This window comes from Cyanobium sp. LEGE 06113, from assembly GCF_015207615.1.
On record NZ_JADEWM010000003.1, the window covers coordinates 40,614 to 59,321 of the forward strand.

Here is an 18,708-nt window from a genome sequence, read left to right on the forward strand (position 1 = left end):
CCCCTCTGGCGGCTTAGGCCCTAAGCATCTCGTCGAGCTGTTCATCGCGGCGCAGGCCGGCCTGCACCCGCCAGAGGTTGGCGTAGACCCCGCCGGCGCGGATCAGTTGGTCATGGCGCCCGCTCTCCACGATCCGGCCCTGGTCCATCACCACGATCCGATCGGCATGGCGCACGGTGGAGAGACGGTGGGCGATCACCAGGGTGGTGCGCTCCGCGGTGAGTTGCTCCAGGGAGCGCTGGATGGCGGCCTCGGTCTCGTTGTCCACGGCGGCGGTGGCCTCATCGAGCACCAGCACCGGCGGGTCCTTGAGGATGGCGCGGGCCAGGGCGATGCGCTGGCGCTGGCCGCCGGAGAGGCGTTGGCCGCGCTCCCCCACCACCGTGGCGTAGCCCTGGGGCAGGGCCCGGATGAAGGCGTCGGCTTCGGCGCGGCGGGCGGCGGCCTCGATGGCCGCGGGGCTGGCCTCGAAACTGCCGTAGGCGATGTTCTCGGCCACCGTGCCGTGGAACAGGAACACCTCCTGGCTCACCAGGCCGATGGCCTGGCGCAGGTCATCGAGCCGCAGCGTGCGGATCGGAATCCCATCCAGACGGATCTCACCGGCCTGGATCGCGTAGAGCCGCAGCAGCAGCTTCACGATCGTGCTCTTGCCCGATCCGGTGGCCCCCACGATGCCGAGGGTGCTGCCCGCCGGGATTGCCAGATCGAACGCCTGCAGCAGCGGCTCGCGGCCCCCATAGCCGAATTGCACGGCCTCGAAGCGGATCTCACCCCGCACCTGCTCGACGGGCAGGGGGCGCTCACCGGCCGGGATGGTCACCGGGGTGTCGAGCAGGTCGAGCACCCGGTTGGTGGAGGCCATGGCCCGCTGGTAGTCGTCCAGGGTGCGGCCCAGGGTGGTCAGCGGCCAGAGCAGACGCTGGGTGATGAACACCAGAAAGGCATAGGTGCCCGTGGCGATGGCGCCCCGCTCGGCCTGGAGGCCACCGATCACCAGGATGGCGATGAAGGCGAACAGGATGGCGTAGCGGATCAGCGGCACGAAGGCCGCCGAGAGCCCGATCGCCCGACGATTGGCCTGGCGGTAGGCCTGGCTCTGCCGCCGCAGCCGCTCCAGCTCCCAGCCCTCGGCGGTGTAGCTCTTGATCGTGAGCATGCCGCCCAGGTTGGTGCTGAGCTGGCTGGCCAGGTCGCCGGCCTGCTGCCGTACGGCGGCATAGCGCGGGGCCAGCCGCTTCTGGAACCGCAGCGACCCCCACAGGATCACCGGGATCGGCAGGAACGACAGCCCCGCCACCGTGGGCGAGAGCACGGCCATGGCGCCGCCGACGGCCAGCACGGTGGTGAGCAGCTGCAGGATCTCGTTGGCGCCGTGGTCGAGGAAGCGCTCCAGCTGGTTGATGTCGTCGTTGAGCACGGCCATCAGCCGGCCGCTGCTGCTGGTTTCGAAGTAGGCCATCTCCAGCTGCTGAAGATGGTCGTAGGCCTCGAGGCGCAGCTCGTGCTGCACGGTCTGGGCCAGGTTGCGCCAGAGCACGCCGTAGAGGTATTCGAACAGCGACTCAGCGCTCCAGATCAGAAAGGAGAGCAGCGCCAGCACACCCAGCTGGCCGGCCACGCTGCTCACCCCGAAGCTGCTCAGCCAGGCGGTGTCCTGCCGCACCACCACATCCACCGCCAGGCCGATCAGCACCGGCGGCGCCAGATCGAACAGCTTGTTGAGCACCGAGCAGGCCGCGGCCAGCCTCACCAGACGCCGGTGGGGCCCAAGGGCTGCCAGCAGGCGCCGCAGGGCCGAGGGCTGAGCCTGGGGATGGGCCGTGGCGGCGGCAGGAAACGGGGCAGCGGGCGGTGGCGCCATGGCAGAGGAAAGGGCTGGGCATGCAGGCCCCACTCTCCCCTTCCGGGATCACCAGCGGTTGCCGCCGCCCCCATAGCCGCCGCCCCCATCGCGGTTGCCGCCGCCGTAGCCGCCGCGCCCGCCACCGCCGCCCTCCCGGGGGGTGGCCTTGTTGACCCGGATCATCCGCCCCATCCACTCCACGTTCTGGAGATCGTCGATGGCCTTCTGCTCATCGTCGTCGCTGGCGAGTTCCACAAAGGCGAAGCCGCGCTTGCGCCCGGTTTCTCGATCGAGCGGCAGGCTGCACTGACGCACCTCCCCGTACTGGCCGAAGAGATCGAGCAGGTCCTCGCGTTCAGCCTGGAAGGAGAGGTTGCCAACGTAAATGGTCATGAATGAAGCAGAACCTGGAACGAAGTCCTGTGAACGGAAAGAATGAGTGCTGGCCCCGCCGTGGCGAACCGGCGCAGCACCATTGCGGTGCCAACAGGAATGGAACCCAATTTAGGGGGCGAAGCAGCGCACAAGCCTCTGCTGTCCGGCAGAAGGTATCCCTGGCCACCCGTCGCTGACGGGGGGCGGCGGCGGCCGGGGCGAGCGTAAAGAAGCCTGAAGCAGTTCCCGAAAAGACTCTGAAGAAGCTGCGCTGCTCCCGGTCGCTGGGGCATTGTCAGCAAATCGTGATCTGATCAGGTGGATGCCATGACGGCCCCCGTTCCCTGGAGCCTGGCCTGGAGCGAAGACGGCGAGCTGGCACCCCAGGATCGCTTCGATCTGCTTCAGAGCCTGGTGCAGACCGAGAGCCAGGACGTGCAGCCCTCCCTGATCGCGGCTGTGGAGGTGATGGAGCTGACCGAGGTCAGCGGCAGCCACTGCACCAGTGTCACCAGGCTCTGGGCCTGAGCCCAGGGGCTGGACTCAGCCCCGGAAGCGGGAGATCTGCAGGGGTTTGTTGAGCACCCGCAGCTCCCGCAGGCTCGCGAAGATGTCTTCGGGCATGCCCTTCGGCAGATCGATGATGCTGTGGGCATCGAAGATCTGAATCCGGCCGATCGCCTTGCCCTGCAGACCGGTCTCGTTGGCGATCGCGCCCACCAGGTTGCCCGGCTTGATGCGGTCGCGCCAGCCGAGTTCCACCCGGAAGCGGTCCATGTCGGCTTCCGGTGCCCCCAGGGAGCGCTCGGGGCGTCCGCCGCGACGCAGCTCTCGGCCACCGTCGCGACCCCCATCACGGAAGTCGCGACCCCCGTCGCGGCCGTCGCGGCGGGCCGGGCCCTGGGGCCGCACCTGGGTGAAGTCGTCGTTGCCCTGCAGCAGCAGGGGTTTGCCCGCCAGACCCAGCTCCAGGGCGGCCAGGGCCAGCTGGTCCGGGCTGCAGCCCTGCTCCTGAGCCACCCGCTGCAGGATCTCGCCCAGCAGGGCCCGTTCGTCGGCGCTGACGGCGCTCTGCTGCAGGGCGCCGGTGAGGCGCTGGCGCAGGCGATCGAGACGGCTCTGGTTGATCGTGGCGTTGTTGGGCACCTCCATGGGCTCGATCGGCTTGCCCACCGCCCGCTCCAGTCCACCCAGGAAGCGCCGCTCCCGGGGGGTGAGGAAGAGGATCGCGTCGCCCTTGCGGCCCGCCCGGCCGGTGCGGCCGATGCGGTGCACGTAGGCCTCGCCGTCAAAGGGGATGTCGTAGTTGATCACCAGGGCGATCCGCTCCACGTCCAGGCCTCGCGCGGCCACGTCGGTGGCCACGAGCACGTTCACCTGGCCGGTCTTGAGCCGCTCGATCGTGCGCTCCCGCTGGGCCTGGGGCACGTCGCCGTTGAGCACGGCCACGTCGTAGCCGTGGGCCTCCAGCGATTCGGCCACGTTGAGGGTGATCGCCTTGGTGCGGGCGAAAATGATCACCCCCTCGCTGGTCTCGCTCTCGAGCACCCGCTCCAGGGCGGCGAGCTTGAGCGGGGCCTGAACGGTGAGGTAACGCTGACGGATCCGACTCGCGTCGGCGGCCCGCGTCTTGATCGTGATTTCGGCGGGGCTGTTCAGATACTGCTGCGAGATCCGGCGGATCTCGGCGGGCATGGTGGCCGAGAAGAGCACCACCTGGCGCTGTTCGGGCAGCTGGCCCAGCACCCACTCCACGTCGTCGATGAAGCCCATGCGCAGCATCTCATCGGCCTCGTCGAGCACCAGGGCCCGCAGTTCCGAGAGGTCCAGGGTTCCCTGGCGCATGTGGTCCATCACCCGGCCGGGGGTGCCCACCACGATCTGGGCACCGCGGCGCAGATGGTGGATCTGGTCGCGGAAGTCGGCGCCGCCATAGACGGCCACCGTGCGCACCTGGGGCAGATGGGAGGCGTAGCTGCTGAAGGACTCAGCCACCTGGATGGCCAGTTCCCGGGTGGGAGCCAGCACCAGCACCTGGGGCTTGCGCTGCTCGGGGTCCAGGCCGGCCAGCATCGGCAGGGCGAAGGCCGCCGTCTTGCCGGTGCCGGTCTGGGCCTGGCCCACCAGGTCGCGCCCCAGCATCAGTTCGGGGATCGCCGCCGACTGAATCGGCGAGGGCTCGCTGTAGCCCACGGCCTCCAGGGCCTGCAGCAGCTCCGGGCCGAAGCCGAAGTGGGCGAAGCCACTGGCCGGACCCGGCTGGTCGCCGCCGGCGGTCTCTGGGCCGTGGCCGGTGCTGCCAGCCGTGGAGGTCGCTGTCGCAGCAGTGTCTGCAGCACCACTCCCCTGAGTGGTCAGTTCCTGAACAGCAGCCGTCTCGTGGGCGGCTGACTGGAGGCCAGGAGTCGATGTCTGGGTGGGTACCGCCGTGCCGGACACGTTCTCGCTGGGAATGATCGGAGCTGCAGCTGCGGCGTCAGGGGCCGGCTCACGGGAGCCGCTGGCGTCTGCCGAGGGGTCTGCCGCTGTGGCCGCAGGGGCCGTCGTGTCGTCGATCTGGACGCTCTGGGGAGTGAGGGAAATGGTGTCGCTGGGGGTGGTGGTGGGGTCGGGGCACACGACGCTGGTGCCGCTGAACGATTCAGTCACGGAAGTCAATCGAACCTGTCCAGGCCAGGGCCTGGTGGAATCCTTCTTCGCAGGACGGCAGATGCCCAGATGGAGGGAACCGCTGGACCATCAAGGGGGTGTCGTCGCTGTGGGCTCCCGCCGGTCGATGACATGCACGACGCTGAGGCGATGGGCTGAGGAGCCGTTGACCTTGCTGCCGTTGAGATTGCGCCAAGGGGCGCGGATCTCCTTGAAATCCTTGAGTTCTTGAAAATCCTTAGAACTGCCTTGCCCTTGAGAAAAGGGTGAAATCAAACTTTATCACCCTCTGGTGTGATCAGCTCCGCCCGCTGTCTGGCCCGGGTGAGGGCGGTGTACAGCAAGCGGTCGCTGGGGCGACCCGTGTCCGGCATCAGGATCCACACCTCCTCGGCTTCACTGCCCTGGGCCTTGTGCACCGTGAGGGCCAGGGCAGGCTGCCGTGCAGGCAGTTGGGCGGGATGGAGCCAGAGATGCTCTCCGCCTCCCACGCCGAACAGCAGACGTGGCTCCTGCCCCGCTGCCGGCCGCGTGAGGATCCCCACATCGCCGTTGGCCAGGCCCAGCTCGGGCAGGTTCTGCTGGCAGAGCACCGGCGTTCCGAGCGGCCACTGCTGCACGGGTTGCTCCAGGCGCTCCCCCAGCAGGGCCCGATGGATCGCCTCCACCCCCCAGCGACCGCGGCGCACGGGCGTGAGCACCAGCAGGGCATCGAGCTGGGCCAGCAGCCGCGCCTCAGCCTGCTGGTCGCCGGGCCTGGTGCTGTCGCAGAGCCGGCGCAGCTCCTGCTGCTGCCGCTGCAGCCGCTCCAGCAGTTCCCCCGGCAACCGCCGCGGAGAGGTCTGCCGCCAGGCCAGGTTGGCCCCGGGCTGCAGCTGGCGCAGCTGGGGGATCAGATGACGCCAGTCGCCTGATCCCTGCGCCGCCGCGTCCACCGGCTTGGGGCCAGGGCTGGGTCGCAGGCTGGCCGCCAGCTCGGCGATGGCGCCGCCGTTGCGGTACGTGGTGCGCAGCTCCACGGCCGCGGGCCCCAGGGCCTGCCGCCTGTCGGCACGCTGCAGCTCCAGCAGCACCGGCCCGGGCCCCACCGGCGGCAGCTGGGCGCCATCCCCCACCAGCACCAGGCTGGCCTGGGCCGGCAACGCCTCCAGCACCGCCTGCATCAGGGCCAGGTCGAGCATCGACACCTCATCGATCACCAGCAGATCCAGCTCCAGGGGGTGCTGGCGGTTGCGTCCGAAGCGCTCCCCCTGGCTCTCCAGCAGGCGGTGCACCGTGGTGCAGGGCACCGCCTCGCTGGGGGCCAGGTTGGCCCGCAGCCGGGCCGCGGCCTTGCCGGTGGGTGCCGCCAGATGCATGCGGGCGCCGCCGTTCCGCTCGCGCACGGCCTCGAGCATCCCGGCCACGGTGCTGGTCTTGCCGGTGCCTGGGCCGCCTTCCAGCAGCACGAGCCGGTGATTCAGCACGGCCGCCAACGCCCGCTGCTGATCTGAGTCGAGCCTGGCCAGGGCCGGAACCGGCCCAGCCTCCGCCAGGGCGGAGGGCTGCCCGGCCCGCTGGATCAGGGCCTCCAGCACCTGCTGGCGCTGGGCGTGCCAACGCCGCCACAACAGCCGCTCGCCCTCCAGCACCAGGGGGCCCCAGGGGTCGCTGGCCAGGGGTGAGGCCGCCACGGCCCGGCGCTGCTCGGGATCGGCCAGCAGCAGCTCCAGCTGACCCTCCGCCAGGGCGCCGGTGAGGGCCGCGATCACGGTGTCCAGGGCCGGATCGCCCTCGACGCCATGCAGCCGCGGCAGGGCCTCCGCAAGCGAGGCGGCCAGGGCGGCAAGCCAGGCCGGCCGCGGGTCGCCGGAAGGGTCGGGCAGGGTGGCGGGGGAGGGGCTCACGCCGCCCCCTCCAGCACCCGATCCAGGGCCAGCAGGCGCGCCAGGGGCGGACACTCCACCGCCATCCCCGGCAGCAGCTCGGCCTGGGTGGCCTGCTGCCGCGCCCGCTCCGATGGCCCCGGCACGCCACGCAGGAACACGTAGGCATAGCCGCCCAGGTGGCAGGCGGGGTCGTAGCCCGGCAGACGCCAGCGCAGGTAGCGGTGCAGGGCCACCAGATAGAGGTGGGCCTGCAGTGGGTAGTGGTTCGCGGCCATCAGGGCGGCCAGGGCGCCGGGGCCGTAGTGGCGGGGGCCGCAGGCCAGGGGCTGGCCGTCGGCATCCCGCTCGCCCAGCCAGTTGCTCTTCCAGTCGAGCACCCACCAGCGCTCGCCCTGGCGGAACACCAGATCGATCGAACCGGTCAGGAAACCGCGGTCATGCACCTCTAGCAGGGCCAGCCGGTCGGCGTAGTCGGCGCCGCAGGCGCCGCCGGGGTGATCGCGGAATGGCCGGGCCAGGGCTTCGGCCCGCACCAGGCCCAGGGGCAGATCGAAGCCCATCTCGTTCAGCCGCTCCGCCGCGGGCAGCTGGTCCAGCTGGAAGGCCCCGAGCGGGCCACCCAGGGGGCTCAGGCGCAGCTGGTCGAGCCCTGAGAGCGCGTTCTCCAGGTGGCTGGCGGCGATGCTGCTGCGCTGCAGCTCGCGGCCCACCAGCTCGGCCTGCTCGGCAGCGGGTTGCTGGTAGTCGAGCTGCTCGAGGATGCGGTGCAGGCAATCACCCGCCTGGGAGCCGCGGGGGAAGTGCGCCAGGGGGCTCTCGGCTGGCCATGTTGCTTCCGGCTTCCCGGACGGCTCGCCGGCCTCGGAGGCGGCCAGCGGCTCCGGCAGCTCGAGCTCCAGGGCGAGGCCATCGGTTTCGCGGCCCTCCTCCAGGGTCTGGGGCGCGGCGGCGTGGCTGCCCCGGGTCCAGCTGGTGTAGCTGCTGCGGCCCCAGCTGCGATCGAGGCGGTGGCTGGGCACAGGCCCCACGGCCAGCTCAGGGCCCACCGCAGCCGCTGGCGCCACCTGCACGGGTGTGCCCGGACCGGGAAGGTCGCGCAGCCGCATCGGCAGGTTCCGCCGGGCGATCTCCTGGTCGAGGCGCTGGCGCCACTCCTGGTCGGAGGGGTCGGTGTAGGGAGCGTCGTCCAGCCCCGGCGGGGGCTCCTGGCCGAACAGCCAGCTGTGCAGGGGGTTGCCCTGCTGCTCCTTCACCGGACCCCAGGCCAGCAGCAGGCGCCGCCGGGCCCTGGTGCAGGCCACGTAGGCCCGCCGCTCCGCCTCCTGCAGATCCGCTTCGCTGTGCTGCAGCCGGGCCTGGCAGCCCTGGCCCCAGTGGGCGTTCAGGTGCAGGTCGAGCACCGGTGCCGGATGGTGCGGTGGTTGCCAGCGCAGGCCAGGGCCGGTCAGGCGGCGGCTGGGGGCCTTCCACAGGTAAGGGCAGAGCACCACGGGGTATTCGAGGCCCTTGCTGCGGTGGATCGTCACCACCCACACGGCCCCATCCTCCAGGTCGCTGTGGGGCTGGTGCGTCTCGGGGGGATCGGGGTCCGGCTCCAGGCGCCGCTGCCGCAGCCAGTCGGCGGCGGCGGCCGGCCCGAGCCGGTGGCTGTGCAGCTGTTGCTGCACCAGCACGGCGCATTGCTGCAGATCGGCCAGCACCCTGCCGCCCGGGGCGAGCCGGGCCAGGCCCGGGGCGTCGAGCAGCGCGGCCAGCACGCCCATCAGCCCGCGGCGCTGCAGCTGCTCGGCGCCCTCGGCCAGCTCCGCGGCCAGGGCGCTCCACCGCTCCGGGCTGGCCGCGGCCAGCTCCGCCGCACTCCAGCCCAGCAGCGGTGAGGCCGCCAGCAGCCGCAGACGGCGGGGATGGCCGGGGTGGGCGAGGGCATCGAGCAGGCGCTGCAGGGCCGTGGCCGCCGGGCTGGTGAACACATCGCCGTCCATCACCAGCCGGCTGGCGATCCGGCAGCGCTCCAGGGCGGCCCGCAGCTGCTCCGCCTGGCGGTGCGTGTTCACCAGCAGGCAGATGTCCTGGGGCACCTCGCCGCCAGCGATCAGCTCCACCACCACCCGGGCCACCTGGCCGGGCAGGCGCTTCTCCAGCTCCGTGCTGGTCTGGGGGGCCTCGCCGGCACCCTCGCCGCTGCCCAGCCAGAGCAGCTCCAGGCTGGTGGGCGGGCCCTGGGCCCCTGGGGCCGCCTGACCGGGCCGGGGCTCCACCTGGGGCACCTCCAGACCGGAGCGCCGCAGGCCCGGTTCCATCAGGCCGTTCAAGGCCTTGATCAGGGTTGCCGTGGCGCGGTAGTTGGTGGTGAGGGCGCTGACGCCCCCGCTGGTTTCAGCCGCAGCGGCCGCGAGCCTGTAGGTGGCCAGCTCGCCGCCGCGAAAGCGGTAGATCGCCTGCTTGGGATCACCCACCAGCACCAGCCGGTGCCGCTCCGGGCTGAAGGCCCGCGACAGGATCCGCCACTGGATCGGATCGGTGTCCTGGAACTCGTCGATCAGGGCGGCGGCGTAGCGCTGGGCCACGGCCTCCAGCAGGGGGGAGTGGGCGTGGGGGTCCTCGCCCGGATCCAGGCTCTCCAGCAGTTGGCCATAGCCCATGCGGCCGCTGCGCTGCCGCCGCCGGGCCAACTCGCGGCGGCCCCAGTGGCAGGCGTGAAGCAGCAGCGCCTCCGCCGGACCCTCCAGCAGGGCTGCCACGGCCTCCATCAGGGGGCGCTCGGGAAGTCTCGGCTCCCGGCCGCCGGGGCCTGACGGGGCAGTGGCCTCGATCGGCCTGGCCTGCTTCAGGAAGGCGCCGGGGTGGAAGTAATCGTTGAGTTCCTTCTGGGCCAGGCAGGCGGCGTGGTCGCCACCGTCCGGCTGGGCCGCGATCCAGGCCCTCACGATGGCGCAGCGGTCCTTTCGGGGGCGGGGGGAGTACGTACCGGTCTTGCTGATCCCCCTGGAGCGCCAGTCGGCGGCCGTGCTGCAGAGGCTGGCCTCCAGGGCCTGGCCGTGCCGGGCCCAGAGAGCGCAGAAGTGGGTCCAGCTGCTCCGCCAGAGGCCCACCAGCTGGTCCGTCAGGGGCTGATGGGCGTCCATCCCCTCGGGCAGGGGGTCGAGGGCGAGGGCGGGATCGCCATCCAGCCGCGCCAGCAACTGCACCAGGGTGTCCGGGCCCTTGAGCTGGCTCTGCACCCCCGCCAGCAGGTGGGCTGGCAGGGCCAGCACCTGCTGGCGCCAGTAGTCGTGGCACACCTGCCGCAGCAGGGGGGCGGCATCGGTGTCGAGCTGCAGCTCGGGCGGATGGCCCGACTCCAGGGCATGGCGCTGCAGGCTGCGCAGGCAGAAGCCGTGGATGGTGGTGATGTCGGCCCCGTCGAGGTCCTCGAGCGCCAGCAGCAGGGGCGCCCGCAGGGCCTCGGCCCGGGGCCGGGCCCAGGTGAGCCAGTCCGCCAGGGCCGGATCCACGTCCGCCCGATGGCCCGCTCCATTCCCCTCCCCGGCTGCTGCCCCCGCCTCCAGGACGGTGAGGGCCTGTTGCAGGCGCCGGCCGATCCGCTCGCGCAGCTCGGCGGCCGCGGCGTTGGTGAAGGTCACCACCAGCAGCTGGTTCAGGGGCAGCTCGGCCTCGCTCACGAAGCGCAGCACCAGATGGGCCAGGGAGAAGGTTTTGCCGGTGCCGGCGCTCGCTTCCAGCAGCCTCAGCCCCGGCGTGAGCGGAAAGCGGTTGGCCTCGAACACAGCCTTCATGCCAGCCGCTCCCGCAGCGGAGCGAGCAGCTCGGCGGCCAGCTCCCGCACCGGGTTCTGCTCCAGCAGCACCACCCCCGGCAGCTCAGCCCCGAAACAGAGGGCCTGCTCGGGCTCCAGCCGCTCACCAGCCAGCTGGAAGCCCCCCTCCCAGCAGCTGATCGCGGCGCTGTCGCCTTTCTGCAGCAAGGCCCAGCCCGTCTGCGGCGGCACCGGCCAGCAGCGCTGCCGCCACCGCTGGCGCAGGGCGGCCAGGCGCTCCAGTTCGGCCCGGGCGCCCGCTGCATCGGGGGCCCGCAGCTCCAGCTCCTTCCCGAATCCCTTGCTGCCGCGGGCCACCAGCACGGCCCCGCTGGGCTGCTGGTCGGCGGCGGCGGCCAGCAGCAGCCGCAGCCACAGCTCCAGCCGCTGGCGGCTGCGGGCCCGGGCGGTGTGCACGAGCACCACGCAGCTGCCGCGCCAGGGCAGCTGCTGCTGCCACGCCTGCCAGCTGGCCAACCGCTGCTGCGCCGGTCCCAGGGCCTCCAGGGCTTCGGTGAGGTCGCGCCAGCGTTGCGCCAGGCCCTCGGCCTCCAGTTCTCCTCCCGCCAGGGGCGGCAGCAGGCCGCGCCCCCGCTGGGCCTCAAGCCAGCTGACGGCCTCAGCCAGGGGATCATCCGCAGGATCGGCCGGGCAGGCCTCGCCCCGGCCCAGGGCCTGGCGCAGCAGGGAGGAGCGCTGGCGCTCGTCCAGGCCGGCGGCGTCCAGATCCTCGATGGCCTCGCTCCACTCCTTCGGTTGCAGGCCGAGCGACTCCAGCCAGCTCCCCTGCGGTTGCACCAACCAGCGGCGCAGGTCCTCGTAGGGGCTGATGGGGGAGGCGCTGGGCGCGGTGCTCTGCGGGGCCGCCGTGGCCGCCAGGGGACGCAGGGGCTGGGGGGCTGCGGCCGATCCAGCAGCTGCCGGGCCGCCAGCCGGCGGCGGTCGCAGCTGGCCGGCGGCCCCTCCGCCGTGGGGAGGAAATGGGCCCGCTCGAGGGGGTTGGCGGGATGCTCCTGCACCAGCCTGATGCCCCCTGCTCCGAGCTGAGCGCACCCTCCAGCCAGCCGATCCACTGGCTCACCGGGGTGGCGGGCTGCAGCGGCTCCCCCTTGCGCTCGTCGCGGCAGTTCCAGCTGATCAGCAGGTGGTCGCGCGCCGAGAGCAGGGCCTCCAGCAGGGCGTAGCGATCCTGGTCCGCCGGGCTGGGGTCGCCCAGCTGCCGCTTTCGCTCCAGGTGGTGAAAGCCGGGCCGGCGGCTCTGCCGCGGAAAACGGCCCCCATCCAGGCCCATCAACACGATCACCCGGTGCGGAATCGCCCGCATCGGCTCCAGGGCACTGATCGTGAGGGCGCCACTGCGGTGGCCGAACCGGCCGGCCTCCTCCGCCAGCCGCTCCTCCAGCACCGCCGCCACCACGGGAGCCGCCAGGTGCAGCGCGCAGCCGGCAGCGGCCCGCTGCCAGTCGTCGATGGCGGCCAGCAGCGGCGGCAGCTCCCAGGCCGCCTCCCCTGCGTCGCCGAACAGATCCTCCAGGCCGGCCTGCAGGCTCCTGGCCCAGGCGCTACAGCTGCGAGGCCGTCGCCAGCGCTCCAGCCAGTGGCGCAGGCGGCCCAGCAAGTGCAGCCAGCGCCCCAGCAGCTCCAGGCTGGCGCCTGCGGCAAACGGTGCCGTCTCCGCCGGGGCCAGGCCGGGCGTCTCGGGCAGCACCAGCCCCAGCAGCAGCCGATCGATCGCCCAGCTGAGGCTGCCGCAGGCCTCGCCGCCCCGCTCGGTGCCATCCAGTCCCCAGCGGAACCCGAGCCGCTGCAGGTTGCGGTGCAGGTCGGCCATCTCCTCGGCGCTGAGCTGGAAGCGCTGCCGCAGGGCCGGGCTCTCCAGCAGGGCCTGCAGCGACGAGGCGGTGAGCCTCTCCCCCGCCTGGCGCAGCAGGGCCAGCAGGCTGGGCCCCAGACCGTTCTGGCCCTGCTGGCTGCGATCGGTGAGTCGCCAGTCGAGCGCCACCCCGGTGGCCTCGCGGTCGCCGAACACCGAGGCCACCAGCGGCGCGAAGGCATCCACCTGGGGCGTCATCACCAGCACGTCCCGAGGCTGCAGGCTGGGGTCGTCATGCAGCAGCTGCAGGATGCGGTCCCGCACCAGCTCCAGCTGGCGCAGCTGCCCCGGACAGGCGTGGAATTCCAGCGAGCGATCCCCCCGGGCCCGAGTCAGCTCGGGAGCGCCGGCAGGATCGACCAGCTGGCGCTGCAGCTGACGCAGCAGGGGTGCCGGCTGCCCCGGGCCGGCAAGGGGGGGGAGGCTGGTGGGATCGACAAACAGGTCTGCCTGTTGGCTAGCCCCCAGCTGGCTCTCGCCGGTGCCCTCCAGCAGCTGTTGAAACTCGGCCCCCAGCCGCCCGAAGCGGGCCTCCAGCCCCCCCGCCTGGGCCAGCCAGTCCGTCCCCAGGGGCTGGCGCAGGGCCACGGCATCGCTGAGCAGGGAGCGGCGGCTGCTGCAGTGCTGCCAGAGGTCGGGACAGGGCGTGAGCAAGTACAGCTCCACCGCCATGCGGCCACTGAGCGCGTGCAGCAGCTCCACCTGCACCGGAGCCATGCTGCTGAGGCCGAACAGGCGCAGGCGGGCGGGCAGCTCGGGGCAGGCCTCCGGATGCCGCTGCAGCCGCTCCACGGCCTCCCGCACCCGCAGCCCGAAGGGCTTCACCCCCAGCTTCTGGCGCAGTTGCCGCACCAGCAGGGCCTGCCAGTCGCTGCCCTCGTCCAACCCCTGCCACCACTGGCCCAGCAGGTCGGGGCGGTAGAGGGCGTAGTCGTCGAGGGCATCGGCGATGCAGCGGCCCAGCTGCCACTGGGCCAGCCTCAGCTCCTGGCCTGAACCGCCCCGCTGCTGCAGCCAGCGGCGCAGGGGGGCAGCGGCGGGCTCGTCCGCCAGGGCCGGCAGCAGCTCCAGCACCGGCCACACCAGATCGCTGGCCCGCCAGGGATCGCGCTCGCCGCCTTCCCCGCCCAGCACGGCCTCCAGGATCCGGCGCAGCAGGCTGCCGGGGAAGGGGTAGCGGATGTTGGCGGCGATGCCCCCCAGCTCCACCGCCAGCTGCTCGCCCAGCCAGCGGCTGGTGGGCCAGGTGTTCACCACCACCTGCACGGTCTCCAGCGGCGGCGGCGGCGTCTCGCGAAGTTGCACGGCCAGCAGGCTGGCCAGGGTTTCGGCCCGGTTGCTGCGGAAGACGGTGAGCACGGCCGGCGCCCGGCTCAGGTCGGAGCGGCCAGGCGGGAGGGAGAAACCGGCGCGGGGGCGATGGGCTGCGGCACGGGATCCATGAACCAGGGACGGTCGCCGGCCACGCTGCGGCTGGCCCTGGTTTCGGGGCAATAGGCGGAGAGGCGTCCGCCGTAGCAGGCGCCGGTGTCGATCAGCACGATCTGGCCGCGGTTCTTGCGCCGCACGGCCTTGCCGGGGGTGTGGGCCACGATCACATCGCCGAAGCGGCCGTCATAGGTGTCCCAGAACGCCTGCCGCACCGTGAGCGAGGGCTCCCAGCTGTCGGGATCGAAGCCGGCGTGGGTGGCCACCAACCGGCTCCCCGGTAGATCAGGGGCAGGGCCTCAAGCCGCTCCAGCCAGAGGCGGCAGCGGTGATCCCCCAGCTGGCGGTAGGTCTCGCAGGCGGCCAAGGTCTCCCGGGCGCCCGGGCCCTGCTGCTTCAGGGCTTGCACCAGGCTGGCCTCATGGTTGCCCTGGAGCCACACGGCGCGGCCGCAGCAGACAAGGCCCCAGGCCAGTTCCATGCTGCGCTCGATCTGGGGGCCCCGGTTGATCACATCGCCGCAGAGCACCAGCCGGTCGCGCTGGGGCAGGAGAGCGGCCAGTCGTTCCAGGGCGTCGGCGCAGCCATGAACGTCCCCGATCACCCAGTGGCGGGAGGGAACGGCGGGGGGCGTCATCAGGAGGTCTGCGTTGCTGCCAGTCTGGCCCCTGGACGCCCAACCTGTCAGCAATCAGCCCGCAATCAGCGCCCAACAGGATGGGCTCGGGCCCTGGCCCTCAACTCCCGGACAGCACTGGTACGGTTCGCCTCACCTGCACCGGGAGCCATGGAGTTGCAGTCGTTGACGGTGTTGCAGAGGGTGCGGGCCCTGGTGAAGGCCCTCAACGGCGCCCGCCGCACCAACGAGGCCCTGGCCCGCTGCTCGAACGGCGAGGAGATGCTCGATGTGCTGCTCAATGCCTCCGCCAAGCTCGGCCTGGGCCTCACCCGCGAGCAGCTGCGCGACACGCCGCCGATCCGCGACTGGGTGTGGTGGAAAAACAAGGAGGCCCTGCTCACCATCGGCGACAACAAGCCCCGCTATCAGCAGGACGGGGGCCAGGGACGGGCCAGGCCCGAGCCTGGCTCCAGCCCGGCAGAGCAGGATCAGGCCGCTCCGCCCGAACGCAAGCGCTTTTTCGGGCTGTTCTGAACCGGCTCAGGCCAGGCTGGCCAGGGGATCGGCGATGGCGCTGCTGGGGGCCTCGAACTGGCCCACCAGCACGAACTCCAGCCGCAGCTTCAGGAAGGTGATGAACTTCTCGTCGGTGGAGACCACCGCCGCAGCGGGCCTGGGCACGGTGCTGGTGCTGGCGGCGAGTTCCGGGGCCTCCAGAAAGGCCGGCCGACGCACCAGCCAGAAATCGATCGCCTTGCCCTGTTCGCCGTAGTGGCGCACCCGCTCGCGCAGCACCTCCTCCAGGGGCTCCTCCACCGTGAGGAACGACTCGCTGGCGGCAACGAAGTGATAGGTGCTCATGGCTGCAGGCTGCCGAACAGGGGGTCGCGGCGCGGATTCTGAACCAGCGCCTTCATCTCGCGAACGGCCTGGCTCAGCCCCACGGCCAGGGCCCTGGCCACGATGCTGTGGCCGATGTTCAGCTCCTCCATGCCCTCGATTCCCGCTACCGGCTCCACGTTCTGGTAGTTGAGGCCATGGCCGGCGTTCAGCCTCAAGCCCAGGCTGCGGGCGATGAAGCTGGCCTCGCAGAGCCGGGCCAGCTCCCTGGGTTGCTCACTCCAGGCGGCATCCGCATAGGCCCCGGTGTGCAGTTCCACCCAGCGGGCGCCGCTGGCCTGGCTGGCTTCCAGCTGCTGCGCCACGGGATCCACGAACAGGCTCACGCCGATGCCCTCCTGCTGCAGACGGCCCACGAGATCCGCCAGCGCAGCGCCCTGGCCGGCCACGTCGAGGCCCCCCTCGGTGGTCACCTCCTCGCGCTTCTCGGGCACCAGGGTCACCATGTCGGGCCGCAGGCGCAGCGCCACGGCGGCCATCTCGGCGGTGGCTGCCATCTCCAGGTTGAGGCGACTGCGCACGGTCTGGCGCAGCAGCTCCACGTCACGGTCCTGGATGTGGCGGCGGTCTTCGCGCAGGTGCACGGTGATGCCATCGGCGCCACCCAGCTCGGCCAGCAGGACATAGCTGACCGGATCGGGCTCCACCGTGCGGCGGGCCTGGCGCACGGTGGCGATGTGATCGATGTTGACGCCGAGGCTGGCCATGGCAGCGGAAGGGGGCCTTGCGGATCCTATGGAGCAGCCCCGGGGCGATCGCGCTGCCGCCGTTGGGCCGCAGGGTCAACTGCCCGCCCGGGCGGCGACAGGCGGCAGTGACTCCGTAGCTTTCCCCCATGACCTCGACCCAGGAGCGCGTCGCGACCATGGCCCAGCCGGAGGCGGAATCCGAGGGCCCGGGCCGCCTCAGCCGCGCCGATGCCGGCTCTCCCCAGCTCCCCGAGCCCTCCCGGGAGCGCAGCGTCTGCCGAGGCATCAGCCCCTGGCTGGCGCCCGTGGCGATGCTGGCCACCCAGGATCTGGCCCTGCCTCTGTGGTTTCGCTCCCTGCAGGTGCAGGGCCAGCAGTTCCTGCCGGCCAGCGGTCCTGTGTTGCTGGCCCCCACCCACAAGGCCCGCTGGGATGCCCTGCTGCTCCCCTACGCGGCAGGCCGCCGCGTCAGCGGACGCGACTGCCGCTTCATGGTGACCATTGATGAGATGCAGGGGCTGCAGGGCTGGTTCCTGCAGCGGCTGGGCTGCTTTGCGGTGAACCAGTTGCGGCCTTCCCTGGCCAGCCTGCGCTACGCCGTGGAGCTGCTGGAGGCCGGCGAACAGCTGGTGGTGTTTCCGGAGGGCCGCATCCGCCGGGAGCCCAGCGTGCCTCGGCTGCAGCAGGGGCTGGCCCGCCTCGCACTGCTGGCCGAGAGCAAGGGGGTGGTGGTGCCCGTGCTGCCCGTGGGCATTGCCTACAGCCGTAGCCTGGCCCTCCCCTGCGGCCGCGCCGCGCTCCGCATCGGAGCGCCGATGCGCCTCCAGGGCGAGGGTCGGGAGGCGGCGAAGGCCTTCACAGCCCAGCTCGCCGCCGCCATGACGGTTCTGGAGAGCCAGGCGGCCGCGAGCATCGGCGTGCCGTCATTGCCAAAACCGTGTTCCGGTGCTCCAGACCAGCCCCTTTAGAGTTTCGCCACCATGACACCCATTGCCGTGCCTAGGCTCAAGCGCCGTCTGTGCGGAACTGCTCTGGCCCTGATGGCCGCGCTCGTGCCCGTGGGGGCGACCCCGGCGCTGTCCCAGCAGGCCCCTGAGCGCACCCTGGCCGGAACCCAGAGCCCGATCAGCCTCGATGCGGCGCGGCGTCTGCTGGCTCAGGGGGATGCGGCCGCCGCCAGCGGCAATCTCACTGAGGCCCGCCGCAACTTTGACCTCGCCCGCGACTACTGCCGTCGGCTGCTGGGCTTCTACCGCGATCTGAGCGGCTCCTTCCGCGGCCTCGACGCCCGCATTCCGCGGGAGATGGATCAGAAGGGCAGGGAGGCCCTGGAGCTGATGGCCCAGACCAACCTGCGGCTGGCGGCCCTGTTCCGCCGGCAGAACGAGCCCGAGGTGGCCGTGCCCCTGCTGGTGGAGGTGGTGAAGGTGATGACCCCCACCACCGAGGAGGGCCGCAAGGCCTACCAGATGCTGCTGGAGATCGGTTTCGCCACCACGCCCTACACGGCCGGCCAGGCGGCAGCGGCCAGCTGAGCCGCACAAACCCCTAGATTCCCGCCGTTGCGAGGCCCGCCCCATGGTGCAACCAGACGAGGTCAAGGACGCGATCCAGCGCGCCATGCCCGATGCCCAGATCGCGGTGGAGGATCTCACCGGTGGTGGGGATCATCTCCAGGTGACGGTGGTGTCCACGGCCTTCACCGGTCTCACCAGGATCCGCCAGCATCAACTCGTGTATGGCGCCCTGCGCCAGGAACTGGCCAGTGAGGCGATCCATGCCCTGGCCCTGCAAACTTCAACCCCTAGCTGATTCCATGGACGCTTCTGTCAAACAGCGCATTCAGACGCTGGTCACCAGCAGCCCGGTGGTGGTGTTCATGAAAGGCACCAAGCTGATGCCCCAGTGCGGCTTCTCCAACAACGTGGTGCAGATCCTCAACGCCCTCGGCGTGCCCTTCGACAGCTTCGATGTGCTCTCCGACGCTGAGATCCGCCAGGGCATCAAGGAATTCTCCGAGTGGCCCACCATCCCTCAGGTGTATGTGAACGGGGAATTCATCGGCGGTTCAGACATCCTGATCGAGATGTACAACTCCGGTGAGCTCAAGGAGCAGCTGGCGGTGGCCCTCGCCAGCTGAACTCCAGGTCGGCCTGGCTGCCGTGATCCAGCTAGCGGCGGCCGGTTTCGTAGCCGCTCTCGTACAGCGCTCTGGGGTCGCCGTCTGGGCCGATGAAGCTGGAGGGGTCGAGAATCCAGCGTTCCACCAGATCTTCAAGCCGCCGCAGGACCAGGGGGTCGAGCACGGCGGTGCGGCGCAGTGCGTGCAGGTAGCCATCGGCATAGAGCCGCAGGTCCGCCGGGCCGTGGTGCCGGAGTGAGAGCTCCTGGCAGGCGTCACACAGCGACTGGAAGTGGCGGATGGCGTCGGGGTGCTGAAGCGCGTTCATGGTGAGGGCTGACCCTGATGACCATTGTGGCCATGATCGTTGACGGGCGCGGAGCGGACCACCGAACCACACGCTCTGAGCGCTCCTGGTTCAGGTCCCTGCAGGGGTCTGAGGGGGTCTGCGGGGTGCTGAGGTCTGCGCCGCAGCACACCAGGCTCCTGTTTACAGCCACGGCTGATACGTGCCACGGCTCGACAGGACCGTTAGGTTGGAAT

Annotated in this window: 17 protein-coding genes and 1 pseudogene; 6 read left to right on the forward strand and 12 right to left on the reverse strand. The window is 71.4% G+C overall.

All coding sequences use genetic code 11. The annotated features are described in order from the left end of the window. Positions 1–13: 13 nt before the first annotated feature. Positions 14–1,864 (reverse strand): ABC transporter ATP-binding protein, encoded by a 1,851-nt coding sequence (locus IQ220_RS06345; protein WP_193913799.1) that lies wholly within the window; start codon positions 1,862–1,864, stop codon positions 14–16. A gap of 48 nt (positions 1,865–1,912) precedes the next feature. After that, the gene (locus IQ220_RS06350) at positions 1,913–2,239 is read right to left on the reverse strand and encodes an RNA-binding protein (protein WP_193913801.1); all 327 of its coding nucleotides are present in this window, start codon (positions 2,237–2,239) and stop codon (positions 1,913–1,915) included. Between the two features lie 309 nt (positions 2,240–2,548). Here IQ220_RS06350 and IQ220_RS06355 point away from each other — a divergent pair, with 309 nt between their 5' ends. Then, positions 2,549–2,749: a hypothetical protein gene (locus IQ220_RS06355; RefSeq protein ID WP_186696882.1), complete on the forward strand. Its 201-nt coding sequence runs from the start codon at positions 2,549–2,551 to the stop codon at positions 2,747–2,749. 15 nt (positions 2,750–2,764) lie between these two features. On the opposite strand, the gene IQ220_RS06360 is transcribed toward IQ220_RS06355, so the two are convergent. The 7 genes and pseudogenes from IQ220_RS06360 to IQ220_RS06380 all read right to left on the reverse strand — a co-directional run bounded on the left by IQ220_RS06360 (position 2,765) and on the right by IQ220_RS06380 (position 14,472). Next, positions 2,765–4,579 carry a DEAD/DEAH box helicase gene (locus tag IQ220_RS06360; protein ID WP_193914165.1) on the reverse strand — a complete coding sequence of 605 codons (1,815 nt, stop codon included), beginning with the start codon at positions 4,577–4,579 and terminating at the stop codon, positions 2,765–2,767. Positions 4,580–5,142: 563 nt separating this feature from the next. Further along, a complete protein-coding gene (locus IQ220_RS06365) occupies positions 5,143–6,756 on the reverse strand; it encodes an ATP-dependent RecD-like DNA helicase (protein WP_370566357.1) in 1,614 nt (537 codons plus the stop codon). Further along, on the reverse strand, positions 6,753–10,514 hold the full coding sequence (locus tag IQ220_RS06370) for a UvrD-helicase domain-containing protein (protein ID WP_193913803.1): 3,762 nt from the start codon (positions 10,512–10,514) through the stop codon (positions 6,753–6,755). The genes IQ220_RS06365 and IQ220_RS06370 overlap by 4 nt, the downstream gene beginning before the upstream one ends. Then, the gene (locus IQ220_RS15650; RefSeq protein WP_370566379.1) at positions 10,511–11,332 is read right to left on the reverse strand and encodes a hypothetical protein; all 822 of its coding nucleotides are present in this window, start codon (positions 11,330–11,332) and stop codon (positions 10,511–10,513) included. Before IQ220_RS15650 ends, IQ220_RS06370 begins: the two co-directional genes overlap by 4 nt. A gap of 1,495 nt (positions 11,333–12,827) precedes the next feature. Continuing rightward, a pseudogene (locus IQ220_RS16480) lies at positions 12,828–13,766 on the reverse strand (exodeoxyribonuclease V subunit gamma); the annotation flags it as partial. Between the two features lie 14 nt (positions 13,767–13,780). Next, positions 13,781–14,050 carry a hypothetical protein gene (locus IQ220_RS16485; RefSeq protein ID WP_370566358.1) on the reverse strand — a complete coding sequence of 90 codons (270 nt, stop codon included), beginning with the start codon at positions 14,048–14,050 and terminating at the stop codon, positions 13,781–13,783. Continuing rightward, complete coding sequence (locus tag IQ220_RS06380) at positions 14,002–14,472, reverse strand: metallophosphoesterase (protein ID WP_370566359.1); 471 nt, start codon at positions 14,470–14,472, stop codon at positions 14,002–14,004. Before IQ220_RS06380 ends, IQ220_RS16485 begins: the two co-directional genes overlap by 49 nt. A 150-nt stretch (positions 14,473–14,622) precedes the next feature. On the opposite strand from IQ220_RS06380, the gene IQ220_RS06385 reads away from it, so the two are divergent. Then, positions 14,623–14,988, forward strand: coding sequence for a hypothetical protein (locus tag IQ220_RS06385; protein ID WP_193814750.1), 366 nt, complete (start codon positions 14,623–14,625; stop codon positions 14,986–14,988). 6 nt (positions 14,989–14,994) lie between these two features. Here the strand turns inward: IQ220_RS06385 and IQ220_RS06390 are convergent, their stop codons facing one another. Further along, positions 14,995–15,315, reverse strand: a complete 321-nt coding sequence (locus IQ220_RS06390; RefSeq protein WP_193913811.1) for an MgPME-cyclase complex family protein — start codon at positions 15,313–15,315, stop codon at positions 14,995–14,997. Next, positions 15,312–16,061, reverse strand: coding sequence for a pyridoxine 5'-phosphate synthase (locus IQ220_RS06395; protein WP_193913813.1), 750 nt, complete (start codon positions 16,059–16,061; stop codon positions 15,312–15,314). The genes IQ220_RS06390 and IQ220_RS06395 overlap by 4 nt, the downstream gene beginning before the upstream one ends. A 128-nt stretch (positions 16,062–16,189) precedes the next feature. Here IQ220_RS06395 and IQ220_RS06400 point away from each other — a divergent pair, with 128 nt between their 5' ends. From IQ220_RS06400 to grxD, 4 genes are all read left to right on the forward strand, one after another. Continuing rightward, entirely contained in the window at positions 16,190–17,011 is an 822-nt protein-coding gene (locus tag IQ220_RS06400) for a 1-acyl-sn-glycerol-3-phosphate acyltransferase (RefSeq protein WP_193913815.1), read from the forward strand. A gap of 72 nt (positions 17,012–17,083) precedes the next feature. Continuing rightward, entirely contained in the window at positions 17,084–17,578 is a 495-nt protein-coding gene (locus IQ220_RS06405) for a hypothetical protein (protein WP_228007197.1), read from the forward strand. Positions 17,579–17,621: 43 nt separating this feature from the next. After that, entirely contained in the window at positions 17,622–17,855 is a 234-nt protein-coding gene (locus tag IQ220_RS06410; protein ID WP_193814745.1) for a BolA family protein, read from the forward strand. Positions 17,856–17,859: 4 nt separating this feature from the next. Next, positions 17,860–18,183, forward strand: coding sequence for a Grx4 family monothiol glutaredoxin (grxD, locus tag IQ220_RS06415; protein ID WP_186696872.1), 324 nt, complete (start codon positions 17,860–17,862; stop codon positions 18,181–18,183). A gap of 31 nt (positions 18,184–18,214) precedes the next feature. On the opposite strand, the gene IQ220_RS06420 is transcribed toward grxD, so the two are convergent. After that, complete coding sequence (locus IQ220_RS06420; RefSeq protein WP_186696871.1) at positions 18,215–18,493, reverse strand: DUF6761 family protein; 279 nt, start codon at positions 18,491–18,493, stop codon at positions 18,215–18,217. Between the last annotated feature and the right edge of the window lie 215 nt (positions 18,494–18,708).